Source organism: Kineococcus aridisoli, from assembly GCF_050871885.1.
In the GTDB taxonomy this organism is placed as follows: Bacteria; Actinomycetota; Actinomycetes; order Actinomycetales; family Kineococcaceae; genus Kineococcus.
Window position 1 is genome coordinate 1 of record NZ_JBJLSF010000076.1, and the last position, 24,192, is coordinate 24,192.

At 74.9% G+C, this 24,192-nt stretch carries 19 protein-coding genes and 2 pseudogenes; 8 read left to right on the plus strand and 13 right to left on the minus strand.

All coding sequences use genetic code 11. From position 1 onward, the window contains the following. A pseudogene (locus tag ACRYM2_RS17685) lies at positions 1 to 269 on the plus strand (methyl-accepting chemotaxis protein); the annotation flags it as partial. 85 nt (positions 270 to 354) lie between these two features. On the opposite strand, the gene ACRYM2_RS17690 reads toward ACRYM2_RS17685, so the two are convergent. The 6 genes from ACRYM2_RS17690 to ACRYM2_RS17715 all read right to left on the minus strand — a co-directional run bounded on the left by ACRYM2_RS17690 (position 355) and on the right by ACRYM2_RS17715 (position 6,657). Beyond that, positions 355 to 618, minus strand: coding sequence for a hypothetical protein (locus ACRYM2_RS17690; RefSeq protein ID WP_432523750.1), 264 nt, complete (start codon positions 616 to 618; stop codon positions 355 to 357). 215 nt (positions 619 to 833) lie between these two features. Next, positions 834 to 1,607: an SDR family NAD(P)-dependent oxidoreductase gene (locus ACRYM2_RS17695; protein WP_432523751.1), complete on the minus strand. Its 774-nt coding sequence runs from the start codon at positions 1,605 to 1,607 to the stop codon at positions 834 to 836. Between the two features lie 7 nt (positions 1,608 to 1,614). Continuing rightward, a complete protein-coding gene (locus ACRYM2_RS17700) occupies positions 1,615 to 2,970 on the minus strand; it encodes an MFS transporter (RefSeq protein ID WP_432523752.1) in 1,356 nt (451 codons plus the stop codon). A 50-nt stretch (positions 2,971 to 3,020) separates the two neighbouring features. Then, on the minus strand, positions 3,021 to 4,340 hold the full coding sequence (hisD, locus tag ACRYM2_RS17705) for a histidinol dehydrogenase (protein ID WP_432523753.1): 1,320 nt from the start codon (positions 4,338 to 4,340) through the stop codon (positions 3,021 to 3,023). Between the two features lie 170 nt (positions 4,341 to 4,510). Further along, positions 4,511 to 5,542 carry a LacI family DNA-binding transcriptional regulator gene (locus ACRYM2_RS17710; RefSeq protein WP_432523754.1) on the minus strand — a complete coding sequence of 344 codons (1,032 nt, stop codon included), beginning with the start codon at positions 5,540 to 5,542 and terminating at the stop codon, positions 4,511 to 4,513. 2 nt (positions 5,543 to 5,544) lie between these two features. Beyond that, on the minus strand, positions 5,545 to 6,657 hold the full coding sequence (locus tag ACRYM2_RS17715) for an alcohol dehydrogenase catalytic domain-containing protein (protein ID WP_432523766.1): 1,113 nt from the start codon (positions 6,655 to 6,657) through the stop codon (positions 5,545 to 5,547). 87 nt (positions 6,658 to 6,744) lie between these two features. On the opposite strand from ACRYM2_RS17715, the gene ACRYM2_RS17720 reads away from it, so the two are divergent. The 3 genes and pseudogenes from ACRYM2_RS17720 to ACRYM2_RS17730 all read left to right on the plus strand — a co-directional run bounded on the left by ACRYM2_RS17720 (position 6,745) and on the right by ACRYM2_RS17730 (position 9,253). Next, the gene (locus ACRYM2_RS17720; protein ID WP_432523755.1) at positions 6,745 to 7,956 is read left to right on the plus strand and encodes a threonine aldolase family protein; all 1,212 of its coding nucleotides are present in this window, start codon (positions 6,745 to 6,747) and stop codon (positions 7,954 to 7,956) included. 53 nt (positions 7,957 to 8,009) lie between these two features. Then, a pseudogene (locus ACRYM2_RS17725) lies at positions 8,010 to 8,546 on the plus strand (MFS transporter); the annotation flags it as partial. 176 nt (positions 8,547 to 8,722) lie between these two features. Further along, complete coding sequence (locus ACRYM2_RS17730) at positions 8,723 to 9,253, plus strand: MFS transporter (RefSeq protein ID WP_432523768.1); 531 nt, start codon at positions 8,723 to 8,725, stop codon at positions 9,251 to 9,253. Between the two features lie 328 nt (positions 9,254 to 9,581). Here ACRYM2_RS17730 and ACRYM2_RS17735 read toward each other — a convergent pair whose 3' ends face one another. Next, positions 9,582 to 10,733: an epoxide hydrolase family protein gene (locus ACRYM2_RS17735; RefSeq protein WP_432523756.1), complete on the minus strand. Its 1,152-nt coding sequence runs from the start codon at positions 10,731 to 10,733 to the stop codon at positions 9,582 to 9,584. A 94-nt stretch (positions 10,734 to 10,827) separates the two neighbouring features. Here ACRYM2_RS17735 and ACRYM2_RS17740 point away from each other — a divergent pair, with 94 nt between their 5' ends. Then, positions 10,828 to 11,802 (plus strand): helix-turn-helix transcriptional regulator, encoded by a 975-nt coding sequence (locus ACRYM2_RS17740; RefSeq protein WP_432523757.1) that lies wholly within the window; start codon positions 10,828 to 10,830, stop codon positions 11,800 to 11,802. A 41-nt stretch (positions 11,803 to 11,843) separates the two neighbouring features. Then, positions 11,844 to 15,344: a PAS domain S-box protein gene (locus ACRYM2_RS17745; RefSeq protein ID WP_432523758.1), complete on the plus strand. Its 3,501-nt coding sequence runs from the start codon at positions 11,844 to 11,846 to the stop codon at positions 15,342 to 15,344. 42 nt (positions 15,345 to 15,386) lie between these two features. On the opposite strand, the gene ACRYM2_RS17750 is transcribed toward ACRYM2_RS17745, so the two are convergent. Further along, positions 15,387 to 15,935: a hypothetical protein gene (locus ACRYM2_RS17750; RefSeq protein WP_432523759.1), complete on the minus strand. Its 549-nt coding sequence runs from the start codon at positions 15,933 to 15,935 to the stop codon at positions 15,387 to 15,389. Between the two features lie 82 nt (positions 15,936 to 16,017). Between ACRYM2_RS17750 and ACRYM2_RS17755 the strand changes: the two genes are divergently transcribed. Further along, positions 16,018 to 16,479, plus strand: coding sequence for a MarR family winged helix-turn-helix transcriptional regulator (locus tag ACRYM2_RS17755; RefSeq protein ID WP_432523760.1), 462 nt, complete (start codon positions 16,018 to 16,020; stop codon positions 16,477 to 16,479). Positions 16,480 to 16,523: 44 nt separating this feature from the next. On the opposite strand, the gene ACRYM2_RS17760 is transcribed toward ACRYM2_RS17755, so the two are convergent. The 3 genes from ACRYM2_RS17760 to ACRYM2_RS17770 form a co-directional block, all read right to left on the minus strand. Continuing rightward, positions 16,524 to 17,447, minus strand: coding sequence for a sigma-70 family RNA polymerase sigma factor (locus ACRYM2_RS17760; protein WP_432523761.1), 924 nt, complete (start codon positions 17,445 to 17,447; stop codon positions 16,524 to 16,526). Positions 17,448 to 17,452: 5 nt separating this feature from the next. Further along, positions 17,453 to 18,640, minus strand: a complete 1,188-nt coding sequence (locus ACRYM2_RS17765; RefSeq protein WP_432523762.1) for an FAD-dependent oxidoreductase — start codon at positions 18,638 to 18,640, stop codon at positions 17,453 to 17,455. 311 nt (positions 18,641 to 18,951) lie between these two features. Next, positions 18,952 to 19,944, minus strand: coding sequence for an ATP-grasp fold amidoligase family protein (locus tag ACRYM2_RS17770; protein WP_432523763.1), 993 nt, complete (start codon positions 19,942 to 19,944; stop codon positions 18,952 to 18,954). Between the two features lie 494 nt (positions 19,945 to 20,438). On the opposite strand from ACRYM2_RS17770, the gene ACRYM2_RS17775 reads away from it, so the two are divergent. Further along, on the plus strand, positions 20,439 to 21,530 hold the full coding sequence (locus tag ACRYM2_RS17775; RefSeq protein ID WP_432523767.1) for a glycosyltransferase: 1,092 nt from the start codon (positions 20,439 to 20,441) through the stop codon (positions 21,528 to 21,530). A gap of 55 nt (positions 21,531 to 21,585) precedes the next feature. Here ACRYM2_RS17775 and ACRYM2_RS17780 read toward each other — a convergent pair whose 3' ends face one another. Together ACRYM2_RS17780 and ACRYM2_RS17785 are read right to left on the minus strand one after the other, a co-directional pair. Continuing rightward, positions 21,586 to 22,839 (minus strand): glycosyltransferase family 4 protein, encoded by a 1,254-nt coding sequence (locus ACRYM2_RS17780; RefSeq protein ID WP_432523764.1) that lies wholly within the window; start codon positions 22,837 to 22,839, stop codon positions 21,586 to 21,588. 291 nt (positions 22,840 to 23,130) lie between these two features. Next, a complete protein-coding gene (locus tag ACRYM2_RS17785; protein ID WP_432523765.1) occupies positions 23,131 to 23,976 on the minus strand; it encodes a polyprenol monophosphomannose synthase in 846 nt (281 codons plus the stop codon). Positions 23,977 to 24,192 lie beyond the last annotated feature (216 nt).

Here is a 24,192-nt window from a genome sequence, read left to right on the forward strand (position 1 = left end):
CCGAGGTGATCGCGCGCATCGACGCCTTGCAGTCCACGATCGCGGCGGCGGTGGAGCAGCAGAGCGCGACCACCAGCGAGATGGTGCGCAACGTCACCGAGGTCTCCACCGGTAGCCAGGAGATCGCCTCCAACATCTCCGGGATCGCCGCTTCGGCCGATCAGACGACGGCGGGGGCCACGCACACCGCGTCCACGGCGGGTGAGGTCTCGCGCACGGCGGCGGAGTTGAAGGAGCTGGTGGGCACCTTCACCCTGCCCCGCACCTGAGACCGCCCCTGACGGCCGGTGCTCCCGCGCACTGCGCTGGGACCACCGGCCGTCAGGTGTTCCGGGGTGCGTCGAGGACGACGCGTCAGCGGCCGCAGCGCTGCGCCACCGGCCGCAGCAGGTCCAGGTAGGCGCGCACCTCCGCCGGCTGGGGGTGGACGGCGATGTCGCCGTGGCCGCCGGCGACCCTCCAGGAGAGCGCCACCTCGGGCACGCGCACGCCGTGCCGACGCAGGTCGCGCACGGCCTGCTCGCTCAACCACCCACCCGGTGGGACGGCCAGCGCCAGGCGCCGCGCCTCCTCGTCCAGGTTGAACCACCACTGATCGAGCGCTTCGTCGTGTGTCACGCTCCACGACGTCGGCGCGCAGCGGGTGGTCACGGATCGGCCGATCAGGCGTTCATCGCCCGGGGCAACCAGCAGCCGAGCCCGGCTCGTCCCCTGCGGGAACCGCCCCGGCCCTCGGCGGTGGACCCGCTGCGGTGCAGCTCACCGGCTCACCACGAGCACCCACCACCGGCCGGCCACCGAGCTCATCGCCCAACGCGCCGAGGACGCCGTCCTCAGCGCGCGACCATGCCGGCCGACAGGTCGATGTCGGCGCCGCAGAGGCCGGGCATGCACAGCACCGCCACCGTGGCCGCGGCCACCTCCTCCGCGGTGACCATGCGCCGCAGCGCGGCACGGGCGACGAACTGCTGCTCCGCCTGCGCAGGGCTCGTGCCGGTGCGCTGGGCCTCGCGGGCGAAGTTGCGCTCCATGCGCGGTCCGGCGACGGGGCCGGGAGAGACGGAGTTCACCATGACGCCCGCCGGGCCGACCTCGTGGGCCAGCGTGGTCGTCAGGCCCAGCACCGCCATCTTGGAGGCGGTGTAGGGAGTGCGCCCGGGCAGCGGACGCTTGCCGCTGACGGAGGCGATGTTCACCACGTCGCCGCACCCGCGCTCCAGCATCGGCGGCAGGAAGGCCCGGCACACCAGGTAGGTGCCGCGCACGTTGACGGCGAACACCTCGTCCCACTCGTGCGGCTGGACGTCGGCGAGGTCGGCGACCGGGCCGGCGATGCCGGCGTTGTTGACCACGATGGAGATCTCCTCGCCGGCCAGACCGCCGGCGAGGGCGTCCACCGAGGCGGGGTCGGCGACGTCGCACGTCGCGACCCGGGCGGCCGGCCCGACGAGCTCGGCGGTCTCCCGCAGCGGCTCCTCGCGGCGGCCGACGAGCACGACGCGGGCGCCGTGCCCGGCCAGGGCGAGCGCGATGGCCCGCCCCAGCCCGTTGCCGGCTCCGGTCACCAGGGCGGTGCGGCCGCCGACGACCTCGTCGGCGGACCTCACGCCGCGCTCACGAGGCCGTCGGCGAGGAGCCGGCGCGCTCGAGGGAGCGCACGTCGACCTCGTCCAGCTCCAGGTGGCGCCGGTCCGGGGCGAAGGAGACCGCGACGATCGCCACCAGCGTGCAGGCGATGGCGAAGACGACGACCGGCCACAGGCTGCCGCCGGCCCACAGCACCAGCGCGGCGGCCAGCGCGGGGGCGAAGCTGGCCAGCAGGATCGAGGCCATCTGGTAGCCGATGGAGATGCCGGAGTAGCGCACGGCGGTGGGGAACATCTCGCAGTACAGGGCGGGCAGGGGTGCGTAGACCATCGCGTGCCCGAGCGCCATGAAGATGACGACGCCGAGGGTGATCGCCCACAGCTGTCCCGTCTGCACCAGCGCGAAGACCGGCCAGGTGGTGACCACGATGATGCCCGCACCGATGAGGAACGTCCTGGGCCGCCCGATGCGGTCCGAGAGCCTGCCGAAGACGGGGATGAGCGCGATGTTCGCAGCCGCGCCGACCATCGAGGCCGTGAGCCCGTAGCTGCGCGGCGCACCGAGGTTCGTCGTGACGTAGGACAGGATGAAGGTGGTGAACAGGTAGTAGTTCCCGGCCTCGGCGAACCGCCCGAAGATCGCGATGAGCAGCGGCCGCTTGTGCTCGCGGACCAGCACGACGGCGGGCGCCTTGCGCTGCTCCATCTCCGCGTCCATCTTCGCCTTCTCCGCCAGGAACGCCGGGCTCTCGCTGGCGCGCAGGCGGATGTAGAGGCCGACGACGGCCAGGACGATCGCCAGCAGGAACGGCAGCCGCCAGCCCCACGTCTCGAAGGCGTCCCCGGAGATCCAGGCCGACAGCGACACCGCGGCGGTCCCCAGGAGCAGACCGGCGGAGACGCCGATCTGCGGCCAGGAGCCGAAGTAGCCGCGGCGGCGGCGGGGCGCGTTCTCCACCGCGATGATCGCGGCGCCGCCCCACTCACCGCCGACGGCGAAGCCCTGCGCCAGGCGCAGCACGCACAGCAGCAGCGGCGCCGCCACCCCGATCTGCGCGTAGGTCGGCATCAGGCCGATCGCGGCGGTGGCGACGGTCATCACCGAGAAGGTGAGGATGAGCGTCGACTTGCGCCCGATGCGGTCGCCGAGGTGGCCGGCGATGACGGCCCCCAGCGGGCGGGCCAGGAACCCGACGCCGAAGGAGGCCAGGGAGACGACCTGCCCGACCCCGTCGGAGAGGTTGGGGAAGAACAGGCCGCCGAACACCAGCGCGGCCGCAGTTCCGTAGATCGTGTACTCGTACCACTCGACGATCGCGCCGATGGTCCCGGACTGCAGGGACCGGCGGCGCAACTGCTCGGGGGTGGGGGCGGTCTTCTCCATCGCGGGATCTCCGTCGATCGGTGGCGGGAGGGGAGGGCGGAGGGGGCTGCTCAGGCGGAGGCGCCCTGGAAGTGCTCGCTCCAGGACAGCGGGGCACCCGCGTACTTGGCGGCGCGCACGTCACCGGAGCGCGCGTGGCCCTCGAACAGCTCCACGCGCGCGGCCCGCCCGCACAGGGTTCCCAGCCGGGCCGAGGCGCCCTGGTCGCGCACCTCCTGGTAGGTGACGGTGCGCAGGTACTTGCCGACCCACAGACCACCGGTGTAGCGGGCGGCGCCCCGGGTGGGCAGGACGTGGTTGGTGCCGATCACCTTGTCGCCGTAGGAGACGCAGGTGCCCTCACCGAGGAACAGGGCGCCGTAGGCGTGCATCTTCTCCAGCGCCAGGCGCGGCTGCGCGGTGAGCACCTGCACGTGCTCGAACGCGAAGGAGTCGGCGATGCGCCAGGCCTCGTCGAGGTCGTCGGCCACGATGACCTGACCGTGGTCGCGCCAGGCCGGCCCGGCGATGTCGCCGGTGGGCATGCCGGGCAGGATCTGCTCGACGTGCTCCAGCACCCGGCGGCCGACCTCTTCGCTCGTGGTGACCAGCACAGCCGGGGACTCCGGACCGTGCTCGGCCTGCGAGAGCAGGTCGACGGCCACGACGAACGGGTCGGCGCTCTCGTCGGCCACGACGAGGATCTCGGTGGGGCCGGCGAACAGGTCGATGCCGACCTCGCCGAACAGCTGCCGCTTGGCCTCGGCGACGTAGGCGTTGCCCGGCCCGGCCAGCATGTCCACCCGCGCCATGCTCTCGGTGCCGACGGCCATGGCGGCCACGGCCTGCACGCCGCCCAGGACGTGGATCTCGTCGGCGCCGGCCAGGTGCATCGCGGCGATCGTGGCGGCGGGGACCTCACCGCGGATCGGCGGCGTGCAGGCCACCACGCGCGGGACCCCGGCGACCTTGGCCGTGATGATGGTCATGTGGGCCGAGGCGGTCAGCGGGTAGCGGCCGCCCGGCACGTAGGCGCCGACGGCCGCGACGGGCAGGTGCTTGTGGCCCAGGAACACCCCGGGTTCGGTCTCGACCTCGATCTCGCCCATGGACGCCAGCTGCGCCTCGGCGAAGCGGCGCACGTTGGCCTGCACGGTGGTGATGTCGTCGACGACCTGCTGCGGCAGGCTCGCCACGATCTCGCGCACCTGCTCCTCGTCCAGGCGGAAGGAGGCCGGCTCCCACCGGTCGAAGCGGGCGGACAGCTCGCGCACCGCCGCGTCGCCGCGGGTGCGCACGTCGTCGACGATCCCGCGCACGGTCTGCGCGATCGTCTCGTCGCCGGCGAACGAGGTGGAGCTCGAGGAGGCGGTCTTCAGGGTGCGGGACATGTCAGCTCCGGGTGCGTGACGTCGGTGTCTCGGTCGGGTGCTCGAGGGAGTGCTCGCGGGGGGTGCTCACGGGGCGGTCGCGAGGGGCGACCGCGGTCCGCCACCGCGGTGGAGACGGTGTTGGATACGTATCCAACACCCGACGACCGTAGAGCCGGGCACCGCCTCCGTCAACCCGTCGGCGCACCCCGGTCGGTGACCTGCCCGCACGCGGCGGTCGTGCTGCGCCGGACCAGCTCCACCGGCAGCACCTCGTGGCGCAGCGGCGCCTGCGGGTCCTGCAGCCGTTCCAGCAGCAGCCGGGCGGCGACCTCGGCGATGCGGGCCAGCGGCTGGCGCACCGTCGTCAGCGCGATGCGCTCCCAGGAGGAGGTGGGCACGTCGTCGCAGCCGACCACGCTGAGCTCGCCGGGCACGTCGACGCCCTCGGCGGCCGCGGCGTTCAGCGCCGCGTGCGCCATCACGTCGTTGTGGCAGAACAGCGCGCTCGGGCGGCGGGGACCGGCCAGCAGCTCGCGCACCGCCGCGTAGCTGGTGGCGTAGTCGTAGCCGCCCTGCACGCTGACCAGCTCCGCCCGCGGTGCGCGCTCGGCCAGCCGTGCCCGGAACCCGGCCGCGCGCTGCTCGGCGGTGCTGGCCTGCGCCGTCCCGCACAGCATCCCCAGGCGGCGGTGCCCCAGGTCCAGCAGGTGGTCGGCCGCCAGCCGGGCGGCACCGGCGTTGTCGGCCTCGACCTGGTCCCCGGGGAACCCCTCGATGGTCCGGTGGCACAGCACGACCGGGATGCCGTGCTCGCTGACCGGCCAGGCCAGCGGGTCCTCGCGCACGGCGGAGGTGAACACCACTCCGTCGACGCGCTCGCGGCGCAGCATCGCCAGGCTCTCCGGCGCGGTCGCCACGTCGCTGAGCAGCAGCAGCCGCAGGCCCTGCTCGTGCAGCACCTGCTCCACCGCCCGCACCATGACCGGGTAGAACGGGTTCGTCAGGTCCCGGATGACGACCCCGACCAGACCGGTGCGGGCGGCGACCAGCGAGCGGGCCGCCAGGTTCGGCTGGAAGTCGTGCTTGGCCAGCACCTCCAGCACCCGGCGGCGGGTGTCCGGGGCCACGCTGCCGCCGTTGAGGACGCGCGAGACCGTCGACTGCGCCACTCCCGCCTCCCGGGCGATCTGGACGCTGGAGACGGACGGTCGCCGGGTCATGCTCAGCCGAGCCCCGGGACGACGAGCTGGCGCACGGCGAGGCCGTCGGCGAGCGTGTCCATCGCCTCGTCGAGGTCTTCCAGGCCGATGGTGGCCGAGACCAGCTGCTCGACCGGCAGCCGCCCCTGCCGCCACAGGCCCACGTAGGTCGGGACGTCGCGCGACGGCACCGCCGAGCCCAGGTAGCTGCCCACGATCGTGCGCGCCTCGGCCGTCAGCCCCAGCGGCGCGATCTGCGCGCGGGCGTCCGGAGCGGGCAGCCCGACCGTCACCGTGGTGCCGCCGGGCGCCGTCAGCTGCACCGCCGTCTCGAAGGCGCGCGCGTTGCCCGCCGCCTCCACCACGACCGGCGCCCGCAGCCCCTCCTCCAGCGCCTGCTGCGGGGTCAGGGCACGCGAGGCGCCGGCGGCACGGGCCGCGGTCAGCTTGGCCGGCACCGTGTCGACGCCGACCACGCGGCCCGTGCCCAGCGAGGCCGCGGTCATGACCGCGGCCATGCCCACCCCGCCCAGGCCCACCACGACCACGTCCTCCCCCTGCCGGGGACGGCCCGCGTTGAGCACCGCCCCTCCCCCGGTGAGCACCGCGCACCCCAGCAGCGCGGCCACCGCCGGCGGCACGTCCGCGTCGACGGGCACGATGGATCGGCGGTCCACCACGGCGTGGGTGGCGAAGGCGGAGATGCCCAGGTGGTGCTTGACGGGCTGCCCGTCGCGGCGCAGCCGCGAACCCCCGCCCAGCAGCTCGCCGGCCGCGTTCGCCGCGCTCCCCGGCAGGCACGGCAGCTTGCCCTCGGTGCGGCACCCCGCGCACCGCCCGCAGCGCGGCAGGAACGTCATGACGACCCGCTGCCCGGGCTGGACGTCCTCGACCCCGGCGCCGAGGGACTCGACGGTCCCGGCGGCCTCGTGCCCCAGCAGCATCGGCACCGGACGCACCCGGTTGCCGTCGACGACCGACAGGTCCGAGTGGCACACGCCGGCCGCCTCGATGCGCACCAGCACCTCCCCGGGGCCGGGCGGGTCCAGCTCGAGCTCGCAGATCGTCAGCGGTCGCGAACGGGCGAACGGACGCGCCCGCCCGACCTCCTCCAGCACCGCCCCGCGGATCCGCAGCGCCTGTCCCACCGCTCCTCCTCCTGGCCCGCGCTCGGCCGGTGCCGGGACGCGGACCGTGCCAGCGTAGACGGCTCGCCACCTACGATGACCGCCGTGAACAGCAGCAGGCGCGCCGCCCGCAGCGAGCGGGAGGTCCGCGCGGTCCAGCGCGCCGCGCGCGTCCTGGACCGCCCGGTCACCACCGCCACCCTGCGCCAGCGCCTGGACGCGCTCGCCGACGCCGCCGCGGCCGCCGGTGACCTCGGCGTCGACCTCGACGCCCCCGCCGACCTCTACGGCGACGGCGTCGTCACCCACCTCGAGCACCGCGTCGCCGCGCTCCTCGGCACCGAGGACGCCGCCTTCTTCCCCTCCGGGACCATGGCCCAGCAGGCCGCCCTCCGCTGCTGGGCGCACGGCGCAGGACACGGCGCAGGACAGGACCACGGGCGCGGAACCGTTGCGCTGCACGCCCTCTCCCACCTCGTGCTGCACGAGTCCGACGCCCTCACCCGCCTCGCGGGCCTGAGCACCGTCCCCGTCACCACCAGGCCCCGCCCCACCAGCGCCGACGACGTGCGGTCCCTGCCCGAGCCGGCCGGGACCCTCGCGCTCGAGCTCCCCCTGCGCGACGCCGGTTTCCTGCTCCCCTCCTGGGACGAGCTGGTCGAGGTCACCGACGCGGCCCGCGGACGCGGCATGCGCGTCCACCTCGACGGCGCCCGCCTGTGGGAGACCACCACCCACCTCGGCCACCCCCTCGACCAGATCGCCGGCCTCGCCGACAGCGTCTACGTCTCCTTCTACAAGTCCCTGCGCGGACTGTCCGGAGCCGCGCTGGCAGGGCCCGCCGACTTCGTCGAACGAGCCCGGCTGGAACGCCACCGCTACGGCGGCAACCTCTTCCAGCAGCACCCCGCAGCCCTCACCGCCCTGCACGGCCTCGAGCGCGAGCTGCCCCGCCTCCCGGAGTGCACCGCCCACGCACGGCTGGTCGCCGACGCCCTCGCCCGGGAACTCGCCGCCGCAGGCGTGGCCTGGTCCGCGGTCCACCCCGCCACCCCGCACACCCACCAGTTCCAGGTGTGGCTGCCCCACCCCGCCGCCACCCTGGCCGAAGCCGCCACCCGGCACGCCGAGCAGAGCGGCACCGCCCTGTTCACGGGCACCTGGCGCGAACCCGGCCTCCCCCCGGGCCTGGCCTGCACCGAGGTCACCGTCGGGCCGGCAGGGCTCTCCTGGAGCGCCGAGGACGTCCGCACCGCACTGCGCGGGTTCCTCGACGCCGTGGCGACCACCACCGCCACCACGCGCTGACCGCGCACCGGCAGGCGCGCGGGACCACCGTGCCCCCTACCGTGACCACCACCATGGGGAAGCGAGCACCGCACGAGCAGCACGGGTCAGGGCGGTGGAGCCCGCCGAACGGCCGGGACCGGCGACGACCCCTCGTGGCAGCGGGAGCGGCGCTCATCGCCGTGAGCTACGGCGTGGTCCGCTTCGGGTACGGGTTGCACCTGCCCCGCCTGGCGGCCGAGTTCTCCCTGACCCCCGGCGTGTCCGGCACCATCGCCTCGGGCAGCTTCCTCGCCTACTGCGCGACGGCCCTCGCGGCCCGGACCGTCCTGCGGCGCCGGGGAGCCCGCACGGTGCTCTGGCTGGCCGCCGCGCTGGCGGCGGCCGGTGCGCTGGTGGTCGCGGCGGCCGGGAGCGCGGTGGTGCTGGCCGTGGGCGTCCTGGTCGCGGGCAGCGCCGCGGGCGCGGCGTCACCGGCGCTGGTCGTCGCGGTGGAGGCGACGGTGCCGGCGCGCTCCGCGCGGCGCGCCCAGGCCGTGGTCAACGCGGGCACCGGAGCCGGCGTGGTCGTCGTCGGGCTCGCGGCGCTCCTGGCCCCCTCGACGTGGCGCCCGGTGTGGGCGCTGGCCGCGGTGGCGGCCGTGCTGACGGCGGCCGCGGTCGACCGCCTCACCGCGTGGCCGGTGCGCGGGGGCGGTGCGACCCGCGCCGGTCCTCCACCGCCGGCCGGTCCTCGGCCGGTGGCAGGTCCTCCCCCGGCGGCGTCCACGCGTCGCTGCTGCGTCCGGTGCTGGCCGCGGGGCTCGCCGGGGCCGGCAGCGCGGCGGTGTGGACGTTCGGGCGGGACCTGCTCACCAGCACCGGCGGCCTGTCGGGGACGGTCACCGCGGTCGTGTGGGTCGTGCTCGGTGCCGCAGGCGTCCTGGGTGCCCTCAGCGGTGACGCCGTGCGCGTCCTCGGACCCCGCGGCGCCTGGGTGGTGTTCGCCGGCACGACCGCGGTGAGCACCGCGGTCCTCGCCCTCGGCAGCGCCAGCGCGCTGCTGGCCGCGCTCGCCGCCGCCGCCTTCGGCGGCGCGTACACCGCGGCCAGCGGAGTCCTCATCGCCTGGGCCGCCGCGCTGGGGCCCGACCCGGCGGGGGCGACGACGGCCACGCTGTTCGTCGCCCTCACCGCGGGGCAGGCGCTCGGGTCGGTCCTCACCGGGCTGCTCACCGGCCCTCTGGGGCCGACGGGCGCCTTCCTCGCGTGCGCGACGCTGCTGGCCGCGGGGGCGGGGGTCCTGCCGCGCCGCAGCTCGCTCGAGACGACGCGGTGAGCGCGCCGCGGTGCCGCGCGGGGGCCCGCCCGCCGCGTCCGGGCCCGAGCAGTCCCCGCTCGTAGCCGGTGGCGACGGCGGCGGCACGGTCGCCGACGCCGAGCTTGTCGTAGACGTGCTGGCAGCCCTCGAACCTCGATCACCGGCACCACCCCCGTCGTCGTGGACCCGCTGACGTCCCGGGACTGGCCCCGAGCAGCGGGCAGGGGGATCGCCCGACCGGTGGGGACGGGGCTCGTCGAGGACGACCCGGGGGGGAGTCGACCACCTGGTGGACCCCCCTCGGCCGCGAGGGGTGCGTCACCGCCCGCCGCGGGCCGTCCTGCGCTCAGGAGCCCTCCTCGCGCAGGCCGGCGAAGAAGGCGCGGACGTCGTCGGCGAGCACGTCGGGGACCTCGAGGCAGGCGTAGTGGCCGCCGCGCTCGAAGGTGCTCCAGCGGCGGATGTCGCTGTTGTCGCGCTCGGCGAAGGTGCGGATGCTCTGGAAGTCGTCGGCGAAGACGGCCACCCCGGTGGGTGAGCCGTTGACCGCGGAGCCCGCCTCGGCCCGGGCGTCCTCCAGGTAGCTGCGGCTCATGCCGGCCGCGGCGTTGGTGAACCAGGCGATGCTCACGGCGGTGAGCACCCGGTCCAGCGGTACCAGGCTCGTGCCGTTCCCGAAGGACTCGAACAGCTCGCTGTAGGCCAGGAGCGCGGCCGGGGAGTCCGAGAGGCCGACCGCGACGGTCTGCGGTCGGGAGGCGTTCATGGCGTTGTAGCCGCCGACGGACTGGAACCACTGCGCGTGGGCGAGGGCGGCGAAGTCCTCGGGCCCCAGGTGCTCCATCTCCGCGGGGTCGCCGGAGGGGAAGGAGAACAGCTGCAGCACGTGCAGGCCCAGGAAGCCCTCGGGTGCCATGACGCCGAGCTCGCGGGCGAGCACCGCCCCGCGGTCGCTGCCGTGCACGCCGTAGCCCTCGTACCCCAACCGTCGCATCAGCGTGTCGTAGGCCCGCGCCGTGCGGGCGGTGCTCCAGCCCGCCTGCGTGACCGGCTGGCTGAAGCCGTACCCGGGAGCGTCGGGCACCACCACGGAGAACGCGTCCTGCGCGCGGCCTCCGTGCGCCACCGGGTCGGTCAACGGGCCGATGAGGTCCACGAACTCCGCGCTCGAGCCCGGGTAGGAGTGCGCCAGCAGCAGCGGCGTCGCCCCGGGGTGCGGGGACTGGACGTGCACGAAGTGCAGGAGCTGACCGTCGACCTCGGTGCGGAAGCGCGGCAGGTCGTTGAGGCGCTCCTCCTGCTCGCGCCAGTCGTAGCGCTCGAGCCAGTGCTCGATGCCCGCGGCGAGGTAGGAGTTCGGGGTGCCGTAGTCCCACGAGTCGCCCGGGGCCGGCTGCGGCAGCCGGGTGCGGGTGAGCCGCTCGCGCAGGTCCTCGAGGTCGGCCTGCGCCACCTCGATGCGGAACGGGTGGACGGACTGGCTGCTGGGTGCGCTCATGGCAGCGACGCTAGGGTCCTTACCGGCGAGATCCCTGCCTGTATCGGCGGGGTCCCGACGATCGCCCGTCCCGCTGCCGGCGGAGGAGTCCCGCGTGGTCACGACGTCCAGCCGGCTGCTGAGCCTGCTGGGGCTGCTGCAGTCCCGTCCCCTGTGGAGCGGTCCGGAACTGGCCGAGCGGCTCGGCGTCTCGGTGCGCACCGTCCGCGACGACGTGGCCAGGCTGCGCGACCTGGACTACCCGGTGGAGGCGCTCAGGGGCGCCGCGGGCGGCTACCGGCTGGGGCCCGGCGGTCGGCTGCCGCCGCTGCTGCTCGACGACGAGGAAGCGGTCGCGGTCGCCGTCGGCCTGCGCAGCGCGCAGGGGCTGGTGGGCATCGAGGACAGCCGCGCTCGGGTCCTGGTCAAGCTCGAGCAGGTCCTGCCGAGCCGGCTGCGCGACACGGTCGCCGCGCTGGAGGCGGCCGTGGAGCGCGCTCGGGAGGACACGAGCACCGATGCCGCCGACCCCGACGTCGATCCCGACGTGCTGCGCGAGGTCGCCGGCGCGATCCGGCGCCACCACTGGCTGCGCTTCACCTACAGGGGCGAACCGGCGCTGGTGGAGCCGTACCGGCTGCTCGCGTGGCAGCGGCGCTGGTACCTGGTGGGCCGCGACCCGCAGCGGGGGGCCTGGCAGGCGCTCCGGGTGGACTGGATGGTCCTGAGCCACCCGACCGGACGCCGGTTCGAGCCGCAGCAGGTGCCCGGCGGCGACTGGAGCGCTTTCACGGTGCGCGAGGTCGCCTCCAGCGGGTGGGCCGTGCACGCACGGCTGCGCGTGCGGGCACCCGCCGCTCAGGTCCTCGAGCGGATCAACCCCGCGGTCGGGGTCGTCGAGGCGCTCGACGACGGCTCCTGCGTGCTCATCACGGGCGCGGACTCCCTCGCCACGGTCGCGGTGTACGCGGGGATGCTCGGCGTCGACTTCACCGTCGACAGCCCACCGGAACTCGTCACCGAGCTCGCCCGGCTGGCCGTGGTGTACACCTCGGCGGTCCGGGGCAGCAGCGCGGGCGCCGGGAGGTGACCTCAAGGTCGGGCGCGCTCGTGCCGATCAGGGCCGGAGTGATGCCCTCGACGACCCCGGCCCGCCGTCCCCAGCAGGACGGACGGCAGCTCGAGGCGCTGCGGCTGGCCGACCTGCGCGAGTACGAGGTGCTCGACGCCCCGGCCGATGTCGAACTCGACGACGTCGTGCGTGCCGCGGCGGTGGTGACCGGACTGCCCAACGCCACGCTGAACCTCATCGACGAGCACCGGCAGTGCCAGCTGACCACCGTCGGCTTCGACGGCGCCGACTCCGCGCGCGAGGACTCCATGTGCGCGCTGCACTTCACCGCAGGTGAGGTCGTGCACGTGCCTGACGCCACCCTGGACGAGCGCTTCCGGACCAACCCGTGGGTCGACGGCCGTCTGGCCCGGGTGCGCCTGTACGCCTCCGCTCCGCTGATCAGCCCAGCCGGTCACGCCCTCGGCAGCCTGTGCGTCTTCGACACCGGGCCCGGGGAGCTCACCGCCGCGCAGCTGAGCGGGTTGCAGGGGCTGGCGCGGGTGGTGGTGGCCCTCTTCGAGCGCCGCCGCCAGGCCCGGCTGGCGCAGCGCTACGCCGAGGAGGCGGACCGGCGCGCCGAAGAGGCCCGTCGGCACCTCGTGCAGGCCCAGCGCCTGGCCGCGCGCGATGCGGAACTGCGCCTGGTGCTGGCGGCCACCAGCGACGCCTTCCTCGCCGTCGACGAGGAGCAGCGCATCACCTCCTGGAACGCGGCCGCCGAGAGCATGCTCGGCTGGTCGGCGCAGGAAGCCCTGGGCCGCACCCTGGCCGAGACGATCCTGCCGCCGGGCGCGGCCGCGGCTCACGACGCCGGTTTCGAGCGCTTCCTGCGCACCGGCACCCAGACCCTGGGCGCCGGGGTGGAGGTCCCCGCCCGCCGCCGCGACGGCGCCGCTCTCGTCGTGGAGCTGACCCTCACCCCGATCGAGGTGGAGGGCGAGCGCCGCATCTATGCCGCGCTGCGCGACGTCACCGAACGCCGCCGCCTGGAGCAGCAGGCCCGCTCGCTGGCCGGCATCGTCGCCGGGGCGCGCGATGCCATCGTCTCCGTCGACCTGGGCGGGCGCGTCACCTCCTGGAACGCCGCCGCCGAGCGGCTGTACGGCTACAGCGCCGAGCAGGTGGTCGGCGGCGACCTGCACCCCATCGCCGACGCCGGTGACGTGACGCGGTTGGCCGGCTGGCTCGGCCGGGCCGCTGCCGGGCGACGCGTCGCCTCCACCGCTCCGGCCGACGCGCTCGGGCGCCACCGCGACGGGCACGCGCTGCACGTCTCGATCACCGTCTCGCCCGTGCTGGACGCCGCCGGGGTGGTCGTGGGAGCTGCGATCACCGCCCGCGACATCGCCGAACGCCGCCGTGCGGAGGCGGCGTTGCGCGAGGCCGAGCAGCGCTTCGCGCTGGCCTTCACCCACGCCCCCACCGGGGTGCTGATCACCGCCCTGACCGGCGAGCGGGCGGGTCGCTTCCTCAGCGCCAACCCCGCCGCCTGCTCGATGCTCGGCCACTCCCCCGAGGCGCTGCAGCAGCTGACTTCCGCCGACATCACCCACCCCGAGGACCTGCCCGAGGCCCGGCTGCACCTGCAGCGGCTCCTGGACGGGGCCAGTGCCAGCGTGCACTTCGAGAAGCGCTACGTGCGCGCCGACGGCCGCACGCTGTGGGGAGCGGTGGACATCGCGGTGGTCCACGGCGCCGACGGTCAGCCGCTGTACTCCATCACCCACGTCGAGGACGTCACCGGTCAGCGCGCCGACCGCCGGCGGCTGGCCGAGTCCGAGCAGCGCTTCCGCACCGCCTTCGACACCGCTCCGGTCGGGATGATGATCGTCGGGCTCGGCGAGGACGACGCCGCGCGGATCCTGCAGGTCAACTCCACCCTGTGCACCTTCACCGGCCTGAGCGCCGACGAGCTGCTGACCCGCGAGGTGCACGACCTGGTGCACCCCGAGGAGCGCGTCGACAGCCTGCTGGGCTTCGCCCCCTTCCTGCTGGGCGAGCTCAGCCACGGGCAGGTGGAGCAGCGCTACCGCCACGCCGACGGCAGCACCCGCTGGGGGCTGCTGACCGCCACCGTCATGAGCACCGCCACGGCGAGCGGCGAGGAGGGTGAGCCGCAGCTGCTGTGCCTGATCGAGGACGTCACCGCCCGCAAGGCCGCCGAGGAGGCGCTGCGCCACCAGGCGCTGCACGACGCGCTCACCGGGCTGCCCAACCGCACCCTGCTGCACGACCGCCTCGAGCACGCCCTGGCCGCCGCCGGGCGCAGCGGCACGGGCGTGGGGGTCTTCTTCGCGGACCTGGACGGCTTCAAGGCCGTCAACGACAGCGCCGGGCACGCCGCCGGGGACGAGCTGCTGCGCGAGGTCGCCGCCCGCTTCAGCGCCTGCCTGCGCCCGGGCGACACCCTGGCGCGCCTGGGCGGGGACGAGTTCGCCGTCGTCTGCCCCGAGATCACCGAGGCCGCCGACCTGCAGGTCGTCGCCCGGCGCCTGCTGGCGTCGCTGCGCGAGCCGGTCACCGTGGCCGCCGGCACCTTCACCGTCGGGGTGAGCGTCGGCACCCACCTGGCGACCCCGGCCGGGGCGGGCAGCGGCGCCGAGGACGCGTGGAGCGCGGCCGAACACGCGCTGGCGCAGGCCGACAGCGCGATGTACGAGGTCAAGCGCGCCGGCAAGTACCGCGCCCACACCCGCGACCGGGACCACGACGGCGCGGAGGCCTCCGGCAGCCGCGCAGCGCGGCTGCTGCCCCAGCTGCGCAGCGCCCTGGAGCGCGACGAGCTCGTCCTGCACGGGCAGCCGGTGGTGGACCTGGCCACCGGGCGCGTGGTGGCCGTGCAGACCCTGCTGCGCTGGCAGCACCCCACCCGCGGGCTGCTCCCCCCGGCGGAGTTCCTCGACGTCGCAGAGGCCGGCCCGCTGATGCCGGCCCTGGGCCGGTGGGTGCTGGAGGAGTCCTGCCGGATGGCCGCCCGCTGGAGCGAGGCCCTCGGCCCGGCAGCCCCGGCGGTGCACGTCAACGTCTCCGGCCGTCAGCTGGGAGCGGGGACCTTCGGCGCCGACGTGCGCAGCGCGCTGGCCGAGCACGGACTGCCCGCGCACCGGCTGGTGCTGGAGCTGTCCGAGACGCACGTGCCGCGCCTCACCCGCTCGCTGCTGGCGGACCTGCAGCGGCTGCGCGAGGAGGGGGTGCGCATCGCCATCGACGGCCTGGGCACCGGCTGCTCCAGCCTGGCGCAGCTGACGGAGCTGCCCGTGGACGTCCTCAAGGTCGACCTCGCCTCCGTCGCCGGCCCGGGGCGCGACCCCGGTCGCGATGCCGTCGTGCGGGCGGTGCTGGGCATCGGTGCGGCTCTGGGGTTGACGGTGGTCGCCGAGGGGGTGGAGACCCCGCAGCAGGCGGAGCTGCTGCGCCGCTGCGGTCGTGACACCGTCCAGGGCCACCTCCACGGCCCGCCCCGGCCCGAGGACGCGCTGCTGGACCTGCTGCGGGCCGGGGTCGTCAGCTCGTCCTGACGCCCCGGCCGGGCACGCGGGTCCTCGCGCTCACGGGCGCGCTCACCGGGCAGGACCCGCGGCCGCGGCCCGGGTCCGGGCTCGGGCTCGCGCTCGGAGGCGGTCGAGGCCGACGGCGAGCAGGAGGAGCGGAACGGCGAGGTGGGCCACCAGTCCCGTGGCGCGCTTGGCCGTGGTGGCGGCCCCTCCGAGGTGCGCGGGCAGGTCCTCCACGGCGGGCCACGTCGACAGGACGTTCCAGACGGCCACGTTCTCGCCGTAGTCGAAGACGGTCGTGGCGACCGCGGGGACCAGCAGGAGGCGCCACCCCCGGCCCGGCAGGCGCCGGATCAGCAGGGACGAGACGAGCAGCAGGGCCAGGCCGCCGAGCAGCGGGTGGACGAGGTCGAGCAGTTCCAGCCGGAGGTGGGCCGCCCGCCCCTCGGCGCCGCAGGCCGCGACCAGGTCGCGGGCGTCCGCGGCGGTCCAGTGGTCGCGCACGTCGAGGGCGCTGCGCCCGCCGCAGGCCCGGGAGACCGCACCCGTCAGGCCGGGCCGGCCGAACATGGCCAGGGCGCTGGCCCCGAACAGGACCCAGACGGCGACGACCACGCGGCCACGCTCCAGCGCACGCCACACCTGCACCGCGATCCCCGGTGCTACGATTTCGCACTTCTCGTCCACGGGAGGAACAGTGCGAGATCGCAGCAGTCCTGTCAAGGGCGACGACCCCTCGAACGTGCTCTTCGACACCTGGCTCACGGCCCGCGCCGCCACGGCACTGCTGGACGGCGCGCTGGCGGGCACCGGCCTGGACGCCGAGGACTTCGCCGTCTACTCCCTGCTGCGCCGGGCCGGCGAGATCAGTCCCGGAGAACTCGCCCGGTGGGTGTCCGCTCCGGCGACGACGGTCTCCAGCCACGTCAAGCGGCTCCTCGCGCGCGGGCACGTCCGGCGGGTCCCCCACCCGCAGGACCGCCGGTCGTACCGCATCACGCTCACCGACGCGGGCCGGGACGCCCACACCGCGGCGGGCCGGCGGTTCCTGCCCGCCCTGGCCACTGTCGAGGCCGCCCTGCCCCGGCCCGCCGGCGACGTGCGGCAGGCGCTGCGGGAACTGCAGGCGGCGATCGAGGCGGCCACCGAGCGGTCGTGACCGGCCGCGAGGAGCAGGACGGCCCCGCGCCCGCGTCCAGCGCCCTACGGGCGGTCGGCGACCGCCCGTCCCCCCGCCCCGGACGAGCACGGCGCCTGCCGGGAACTCGCCGTCGCCAGCTTGTCGGGGTTGCGGACGAGGTAGACGCCGTCGACCCTCCCGCGCCGGTCGACACCGAGGGCCAGGGACAGGTCGACGCGTGCACCGACGTGGACGAGCACGCCGGAGCCTCCGTTGAGCCCGACGACCTGCGCACTGGTGCCGGGATCGGCGGTGGCGGTGATCGCCAGGAGGAACGCGGCGACCCGGTCGGCCCCGAGGACGGGCTTGCGGGCCGCGACCACCTTGCCGCCGCCGTCGGAGACCAGGACCGTGTCGGGCGCCAGCAGCGACAGCAGCGCCTGCAGGTCACCACCGGCGACGGCGGCGAGGAAGGCGGAGAGCACGGCCTCGTGCTCGGCGGCCGCGCCCGCGGCGGGGCGCGCCGACGCCAGGCGGGTCCGGGTGCGGTGCGCGATCTGACGCACCGCCGCCTGCGTCTTGCCCAGCGCCTCGGCGACCGCCGGGTAGGGCAGTTCGAGGACGTCGTGGAGCATGAACACCACCCGCTGCTCGGGGCGGGCCTCCTGCAGCAGGACCGTCACCGCGTAGCTGAGCTGCTCCCTGCGCAGGAACTCCTGCTCGGGGCCCTCGTCGACGACCAGCGGCTCGGGCAGCCACGGTCCGGGGTAGTCCTCGCGTCGGCGAGCGGTGCGGCGGACGGCGTTCAGCGCCGTCCGGGCCGCGATGGTGGCCAGGTACGCGCGCGGGTCGCGCACCTGCTGCAGGTCGACCCCGCGCCAGCGCAGGTAGGTGTCCTGGGTGACGTCGTCGGCGTCCGCCCTGGTGCCGAGGACCTCGTAGGCGACGGCGAACACCACGGCCCGGTGCAGCGTGAACAGCTCGTCGTGCTGCGTCGTCGTGCTCACGCACCTCACCCTAGGAGCCGCCGCGCGCCGTCCTCGGCGCGGCCTGCACCGGGGGCGCTCGGCCGCGGACCCCGCGGCCAGCGGTAGGAGCCGGGCCGCCGGGCCTCGCGGGCCAGCCACGCCAGCGTCATCGCGCAGACGCGCTCCTTCACCGCTCCGCCCAGGTGGCCTCCCACCCCGGCACGAGCCCCCCACCGGTCGCCGTCGTCGGGGCGCACGACCTGGGCGTGGCCGTGGCCACCACCGAGGTCCAGGCACTGCAGCAGGAACCCGACGTCCACCCGCGGCGCGGCCGCCCCCCGGATCCGGGCCAGGACGGTGTCGGCGGCGTGCGCGCCCAGCGGGATCGCAGCGGCGCAGGACATCCGCAGGTGCGCGGCGGTGGGGTCGTCGACGGCCGCCGCGTCCCCGGCGGCGACGACGCGCTCGTGACCGCGGACGGTGAGGGTGGCGTCCACCACCAGGCGCCCGTCCCCGGTGGTGGGCAGGCCACTGGCAGCCGCCAGCCGCGGCACCGCCAGGCCCGCCGTCCAGATCGTGGCCGACGCGGCGGCACGCCGGCCCCCCGCGGTGCTCACCACCCCCGTGACGGGGTCGACGACCCCGACCTCCACACCGATCCCCAGACGCCTCAGGCGCCCGGCCACCGCCGGCCGGCGCAGCGGCGTCGTCAGCGGGGAGGCGGTGACGAGGCCGACCTCCAGGTCGGCGCGCGCGAGCGCGACCGCGCAGGCGACCTCCACCCCCGTCGCCCCGGCGCCGACGACCGTGACCGACGCACCCGGCGCCAGGCCGCTGATCTCCTCACGGGTGGCCGCCGCCGCCGACGGGCTGGTCACCGACGACAGCGCCGTGGGCACCTCACCGCTGCCGACCGCGTAGACCAGGTGGTCGTAGCCGAGCGGTCCACCGCGTCCGGTGGCCACCGACCGCGCCGCGGCGTCGATGCCCACCACGCGGTCCTGGACCCGTTCGACGTCCGGGTGCAGGACGTGCGCCCACGCCACCCCGGCCGACGCGCGGGTCCCGGCGGCCACCTGGTGCAGCCTGATGCGCTCGGTGAACCGCGCGCCCGGGTCCACCAGCGCCACCTGCACGCGAGCCTGGCCCACCCTCCTGCCGGACAGCCGGTTGGCGCTCATCACCCCGGCGTACCCGCCACCGACGACGACCACCCTCACCACGCGGGACACCCCGTCCTCCTCCCGTCGACGACTCTGCACGACAGGGAGACACCGGCCACCCGCTGCTCGTGACACGAGCGCGCCACGGGATCCGGCAGCGCTGCCGCATCCTCCCCCGCTGCCGGTGCTGCGCGAGCTGCAGGGGCGCGAACCGGTCTTCCACCGCCCGGAGCTGGGCACCGCGCCGAGCACCCGTGGGAGACCTCCGGGTCCGCCGTCGCGCCCCGGCCCCGTCGTCGAGGCCGGTCGGCAGACCCGCCCCGGCGCTCGCTCCACCCCGCCGGCCGAGCCCGAGGACGGTCCGCCGCAGCTGCGGCGGCCTACCGGCTCACGCGGCCGGCCGCCGCCGGAGCACCCCGGACCGCTCCGCCGCGGTCCACCGGACGGCTGACCGGCGGCGCGGGCCGCTCGTCGCGGGACGGCAGACGCCACCGCCGGCCGAGCTGCAGGTCCAGCTCGTCGGGCTGCCAGCTGATCGTTCCGCTGCCCGGGTACGGCGTGATCTCACCGAACCACACCTGGCCGTCGTGCTGGTAGAGGTCGACGCGGATGAAGTCGAACTCGCGCCCGATCGCCGACGCCGCCTCGAGCATCTCGTCGAGCAGCTGCGGGCGAGGCACCTCCCGGCCCATGGACATGCGCCGCGCACCGCCGACGCAGCGCCAGTCCGGCGAGTAGAGGCGGTGCCCGCGATCGGCGAACCGGTCCGTGTCCGTGTGCACCAGGGCGACCTCGCCCTCGAAGACGTAGAACTTGTAGTCGGTGAGGTCGTCGCCCGGGACGCCGATCCGGTCCTCCACGAGGTAGGTGGCGTCCGCCAGCGTGTACGCCCACTCACCCAGAGCGGTCCACTGCAGTGGATCCAGCCACCCGGCGGTGCGTGCGACGAGGTCGTCGACGTCCGGTGCGCCGGTGCCGAAGTGGACCAGCGCAGAGCGGTGGTTCGGCTTCAGCACCCAGTGCTCCGGGAGGTCCACCCCCGCGAGCTCGCGCAGGTCCGTCCCCTGCCAGAGGGACTGCGGAACGCGCACGAACGAGGGTGCCGTCCGGCGCGCCCACTCCTTCATGCGCGCCTTGTCGCAGGTGACGGACAGGATCTCCCGGCGGTCGTGGGCGATCCGCCAGAGCACCTTCTCCGTGAAGTACTGCGGGTCGCGCACCGAGGGCCAGCGGCCGAAGTCCCGGCGGTACCGCGCGTTGCGGTACTGGTACCAGGCCCCGTGGCGCACCCGCAGCGGGAGGGAGTCCACGGCCCGGCGGTAGAGGCCGGCGGCCGACAGGGAGCGGGGTCGGGATGCCGGAGTCGTCGTCATGAGTGCCCTTCTGGCCCCTGGAACGTTTCCCAACGTGGTGCGGCGTGACGTCGAGCGGGCGCAGGAGCACCGGTCCACGCGGCCGCCGAACAGTTCGCGCCGTCGCTCACAGCACCGAGGACGAGGCGTCCGGACCCTCGAGCCGGCGGGAGGCAGGTGGTGGAACCTCCCTCGCACGGGGAGCACTGGTCGGCGACGGTACGGAGACGTCCACCAGCACGCACACTGCGAGCCCCCAGCTCCTCGTGGTGCGATCCCTCGCCGATGGAGACACCCCGGCCCTGCGGACCCACCTCGCGCATCGAACGGACGATGCGCACACTAGCGCACCGGCTCGCCCCTGCCTACGGTTCCAGCGCTCCGCCGGCGGACCACGCGCCCCGCTGGCCGGGGCGGCGGCGCGACCCCGGCGGCCCGCGCCGCGGCGCGTCCGATCGTCACCTCCGGAACCCCCTTCCCGCCCCCGGCGCTACGCTTCGCCGGTGAGCCGCATCGTGTTCGCAAGTCACACCGCCAGGACCTCACCGTTCCGGGTGGGGAGCCACCACCTGTCGCGCGAACTGGCGCGGCGGGGTCACAGCGTCGTCCACGTGTCCACGCCCCTGTCACCCCTGCGCTTCGTCGGCTCCACCGGTTCGTCGAACCTGGCCCAGCGCTGGCGCGAGCACTCGATCAGCCCGTGGCGAGTGGAGGAGAACCTCGTCGACATCGTCCCCTTCACCGTGGTACCTGTGCAGGGCAACGGCTTCCTGCCCCGTCCGGTAATGACGCGGACGGTGTTCCCGGGCCTGCGGACCACGCTCGCCGCACTCGACATGGCGGACCCCGACGTCCTCCTCGTCGACGAACCGCTGTTCGCCGGGCTCGAGGATGCGCTCGCCCCCCGCCGGCTCGTGTACCGCCCGACGGACCAGTACCCCGGACGCCTGCACGGCGGCGCGCAGGGACGTCTCGTCAGCAGGGCCGACGGCGTGGTCGCGACGTCCGAGCAGGTCCTCCGAGCGCTCCCCGACCGCGCGCGCCAGGTCCCGCACGTGGTGCTGCCCAACGGTGTCGACCTCGCTCACATGTCCCGCGCCGCGAGCGGCGCCACGAGGAGCGGGGGCGTCGTCTACGTGGGCTCCATGGACGACCGCTTCGACCACGAGTGGCTCGCGGCGGTGGCCTCGCTCGCTCCGCAGGTGCCGTTCGACCTCTACGGTCCCCAGCCACCGCGCCGCGACCGGCCGGCGAACGTCAGGCTGTGCGGCGCACTGCCGTACGAGGACCTGCCGGAGGTCCTGACCCGGTACCGCGTCGGCCTCATGCCCTTCCGGGACGTCCCGGAGAACCACGGGCGGAGTCCGATGAAGATGTACGAGTACCTCGCGTGCGGGCTGTTCGTGGTGTCGACCGGCGCCGTGCGGCAGGTCAGCGCCCAGGGGGCGCCGGGCGTGTGGGACGCACCGGGAGCGGCCGCGGCGGCCCGGAGGATCTCCGACCTGGTGGCGACGGGAACGGTGAACCAGGCGGGTGCGGACCTCGCCGTGGACCACGGGTGGGCGGGGATCACCGACCGCCTGGAGACCTTCCTGCGATCGCTCTGAAGACGCTCCACCCGCCCTCGCCCCGGACGGGCGCTGCGGTGCGGCGCGGTGCGCCTCAGGCGACCGGCTCGACCGGGGGCGGGTCGACGAGCGCCTCCAGCGTCGCCGCCTCCGAGGTGGAGACCGCCACGCCGGGGACCACGCGCGTGCGCGACACCCGCCGGCGAGCGCCGGTGCTGCCCCTGAGCACCTGCCGCGGAAGGACGTGCGCGGTGCGGCCGTCGCGCACGTCGATCAGGCGGTGGTCCGTCTTCTCAGCGGCGAGTTCCAGCATCAGCGCCTCGTAGGCGTCGATCGTGGAGTCCCACGACAGCTCGGCCGCCCGCTCCAGGGAGCGCTGGTGCAGCAGCGCGACAGTGCTCGGGTCGGCCGCGAGCTCGACGAGGGCGCGGCGCAGCGCAGCGGCGTCCCTCGGCGGCACGACCACCCCTGCCCCCTCGGCCACGTCCCGCACACCCGGCAGTTCCGAGACGACGGGGACGAGGCCGCGCACCATGCCCTCGAGGACGACCAGCCCGAAGGCCTCCGCCCGCGTCACGGAGGGCAGCACGATGACGTCGTTCTCCTGGTAGGCCCGGTCCAGCTCCGCGTCCGAAACCCGTCCCAGGAAGTGGACGTTCTCCGCGCCCCTGGACCGGACCGTCCGCTCGTGCTTCTCCAGGTCCGGGCCTGCTCCCACCAGCGTCAACCGCAGGTCGTCGCGGCCGATGACGGCGTCGAGGAGGACGTCCACGCCCTTGTAGGGCCGCATCTGACCGACGAACAGGACCCTCAGCGGCTGACCCGGCTCGCGGAGCGCCCGCCGGCTGCTGCCCGGTACGGGGTCGACGCCCCAGGGGATGACGGACACGTTGCGCGCCGAGGGGGCGAAGAGGCTGTCGCGGTAGAAGCGCGACGTCGTGACGGTTCGATCAGCCACGTGGCTGAGCCACCGGTGCAGGCCGTTGTAGACGTCCGTCGCCTTGAGCATGCCCTCGATCTCGATGGCCGAGTGGTGCGTGTACAGCACCGGAGTCCTCGACGAGCGACGGGTGAACCTCGTCATGGCGAGGAAGACGTCGCTGAGCGTCGGCACGGGTCCGTGCAGGTTGACCACGTCGTACTGCCGCAGCTTGCGACGGACCTCAGGCCAGTGGATCGCGAAGGAACTGAGACGGACCTCGCCGAAGACGATGCGGGGGATCTCCGTGGAGGAGACGGTGTCGATGACGTGACCACGGGCACGGAGGCCCTCCGCGAGGCGCCCGACCGTCCGGGAGATGCCCGAGACGGTGGGAGGGGCCTCAGAGGTGACGATCAGCGCGCGCATCCGGGGTGTTTCCCTTCTCGTGCAGGACGGAAGATTCATCACTTGCGCCGTGCGCGGCTCACCGGACCGGGCCGCATCGAGACCCGTTCAGGCTCGGGTTCATCGAGAGATCCCCGGCATCGCCGGGTCTGCGCTGACACTCCAGTGGCGGTGGTCGTGTACGGGGAACATAGCGACGCTCACTCGATCGACGCAACCCTCCAACGATCAGTTGCCGTACATGCACACGCAGTAACCACCTGGGTCGTCGCGTGCCCGTCGTCGCACCGCGGAGGAGCCGCAGCTGCGGCGTCAGGGGTGGACGACGTCGCCGGTGCGCTCCTGCGACGCACCACCGCCGGCGCTGCCGGCGTCGGCCACGGCCCGCCCCTCCTCCTGGCGCGGCATGTCGACCACGACCGCGCGACCGCGACGACGGCGCCCGGACTCCGGGCCCTCGATCGCCATCCGCGTCACCGCGACCATGGCTTCGCGGACGATGGTGCTGCTCATCTTGGACTCGCCGTACTGCCGTTCGGCGAAGTGGATGGGAACCTCCACGATGGCAGCGCCGTGCCGCTGCGCGGCGAGCGTGGTCTGGATCTGGAAGGCGTACCCCGTCGCGTCGAGGAGTTCGACGGGGAGGGAGCGGAGGAGGTCGGCGCGCCACATCTTGAACCCGCCCGTGAGGTCCCGGACGCCGAGGCGGAGCAGAGCGGCGGCGTAGAGGTTCCCGCCGCGCGAGAGGACGCGCCGGTGGAGCGGCCAGTCGTCGTCGAGCCCACCCCCGCGCACGTAGCGCGAGCCCAGCACGAGATCGGCACCGGAACGGACGGCGGCCAGCATGGGAGCGAGGGCGTCGACGGGGTGCGACCCGTCGGCGTCCATCTGGACCACGACGTCGTGCGGCCCGTCGACGGCACGGCGGAACCCCGCCCGGTAGGCGCCGCCGAGACCGTCCTTCACCGCTCGCGTCAGCAGCTCGACCCGGCCTGGGTACCGGGCCGCCACCGCCTCGACGAGGCGGCCGGTCCCGTCGGGGGAACTGTCGTCCACGACGAGGACGTCGGGCCGGACACCCGACGCCAGCACGAGGTCGAGCGTGCGCTCGATGTTCTCGGCTTCTTGGTAGGTGGGCAACACCACGAGGACGCGCACCGCAGCCTCCCGTTCCAGGATCGCCTTCTCATGATCGCCTCGCCGTCGTCCTCGAACTCGAGAACTCGCAGAACACGGGGGCGGGATTCTCACCGCTGCACGTAGAGCGGGCGGACACGCTGGGCACGCCGACCGTAGCGCACCACGGGGTCGGTGCCTAGTTCCCTCCGGCACGGCGCCGGCCGGCGGTGACCGCGTCACCGGTGACGCGGTCGC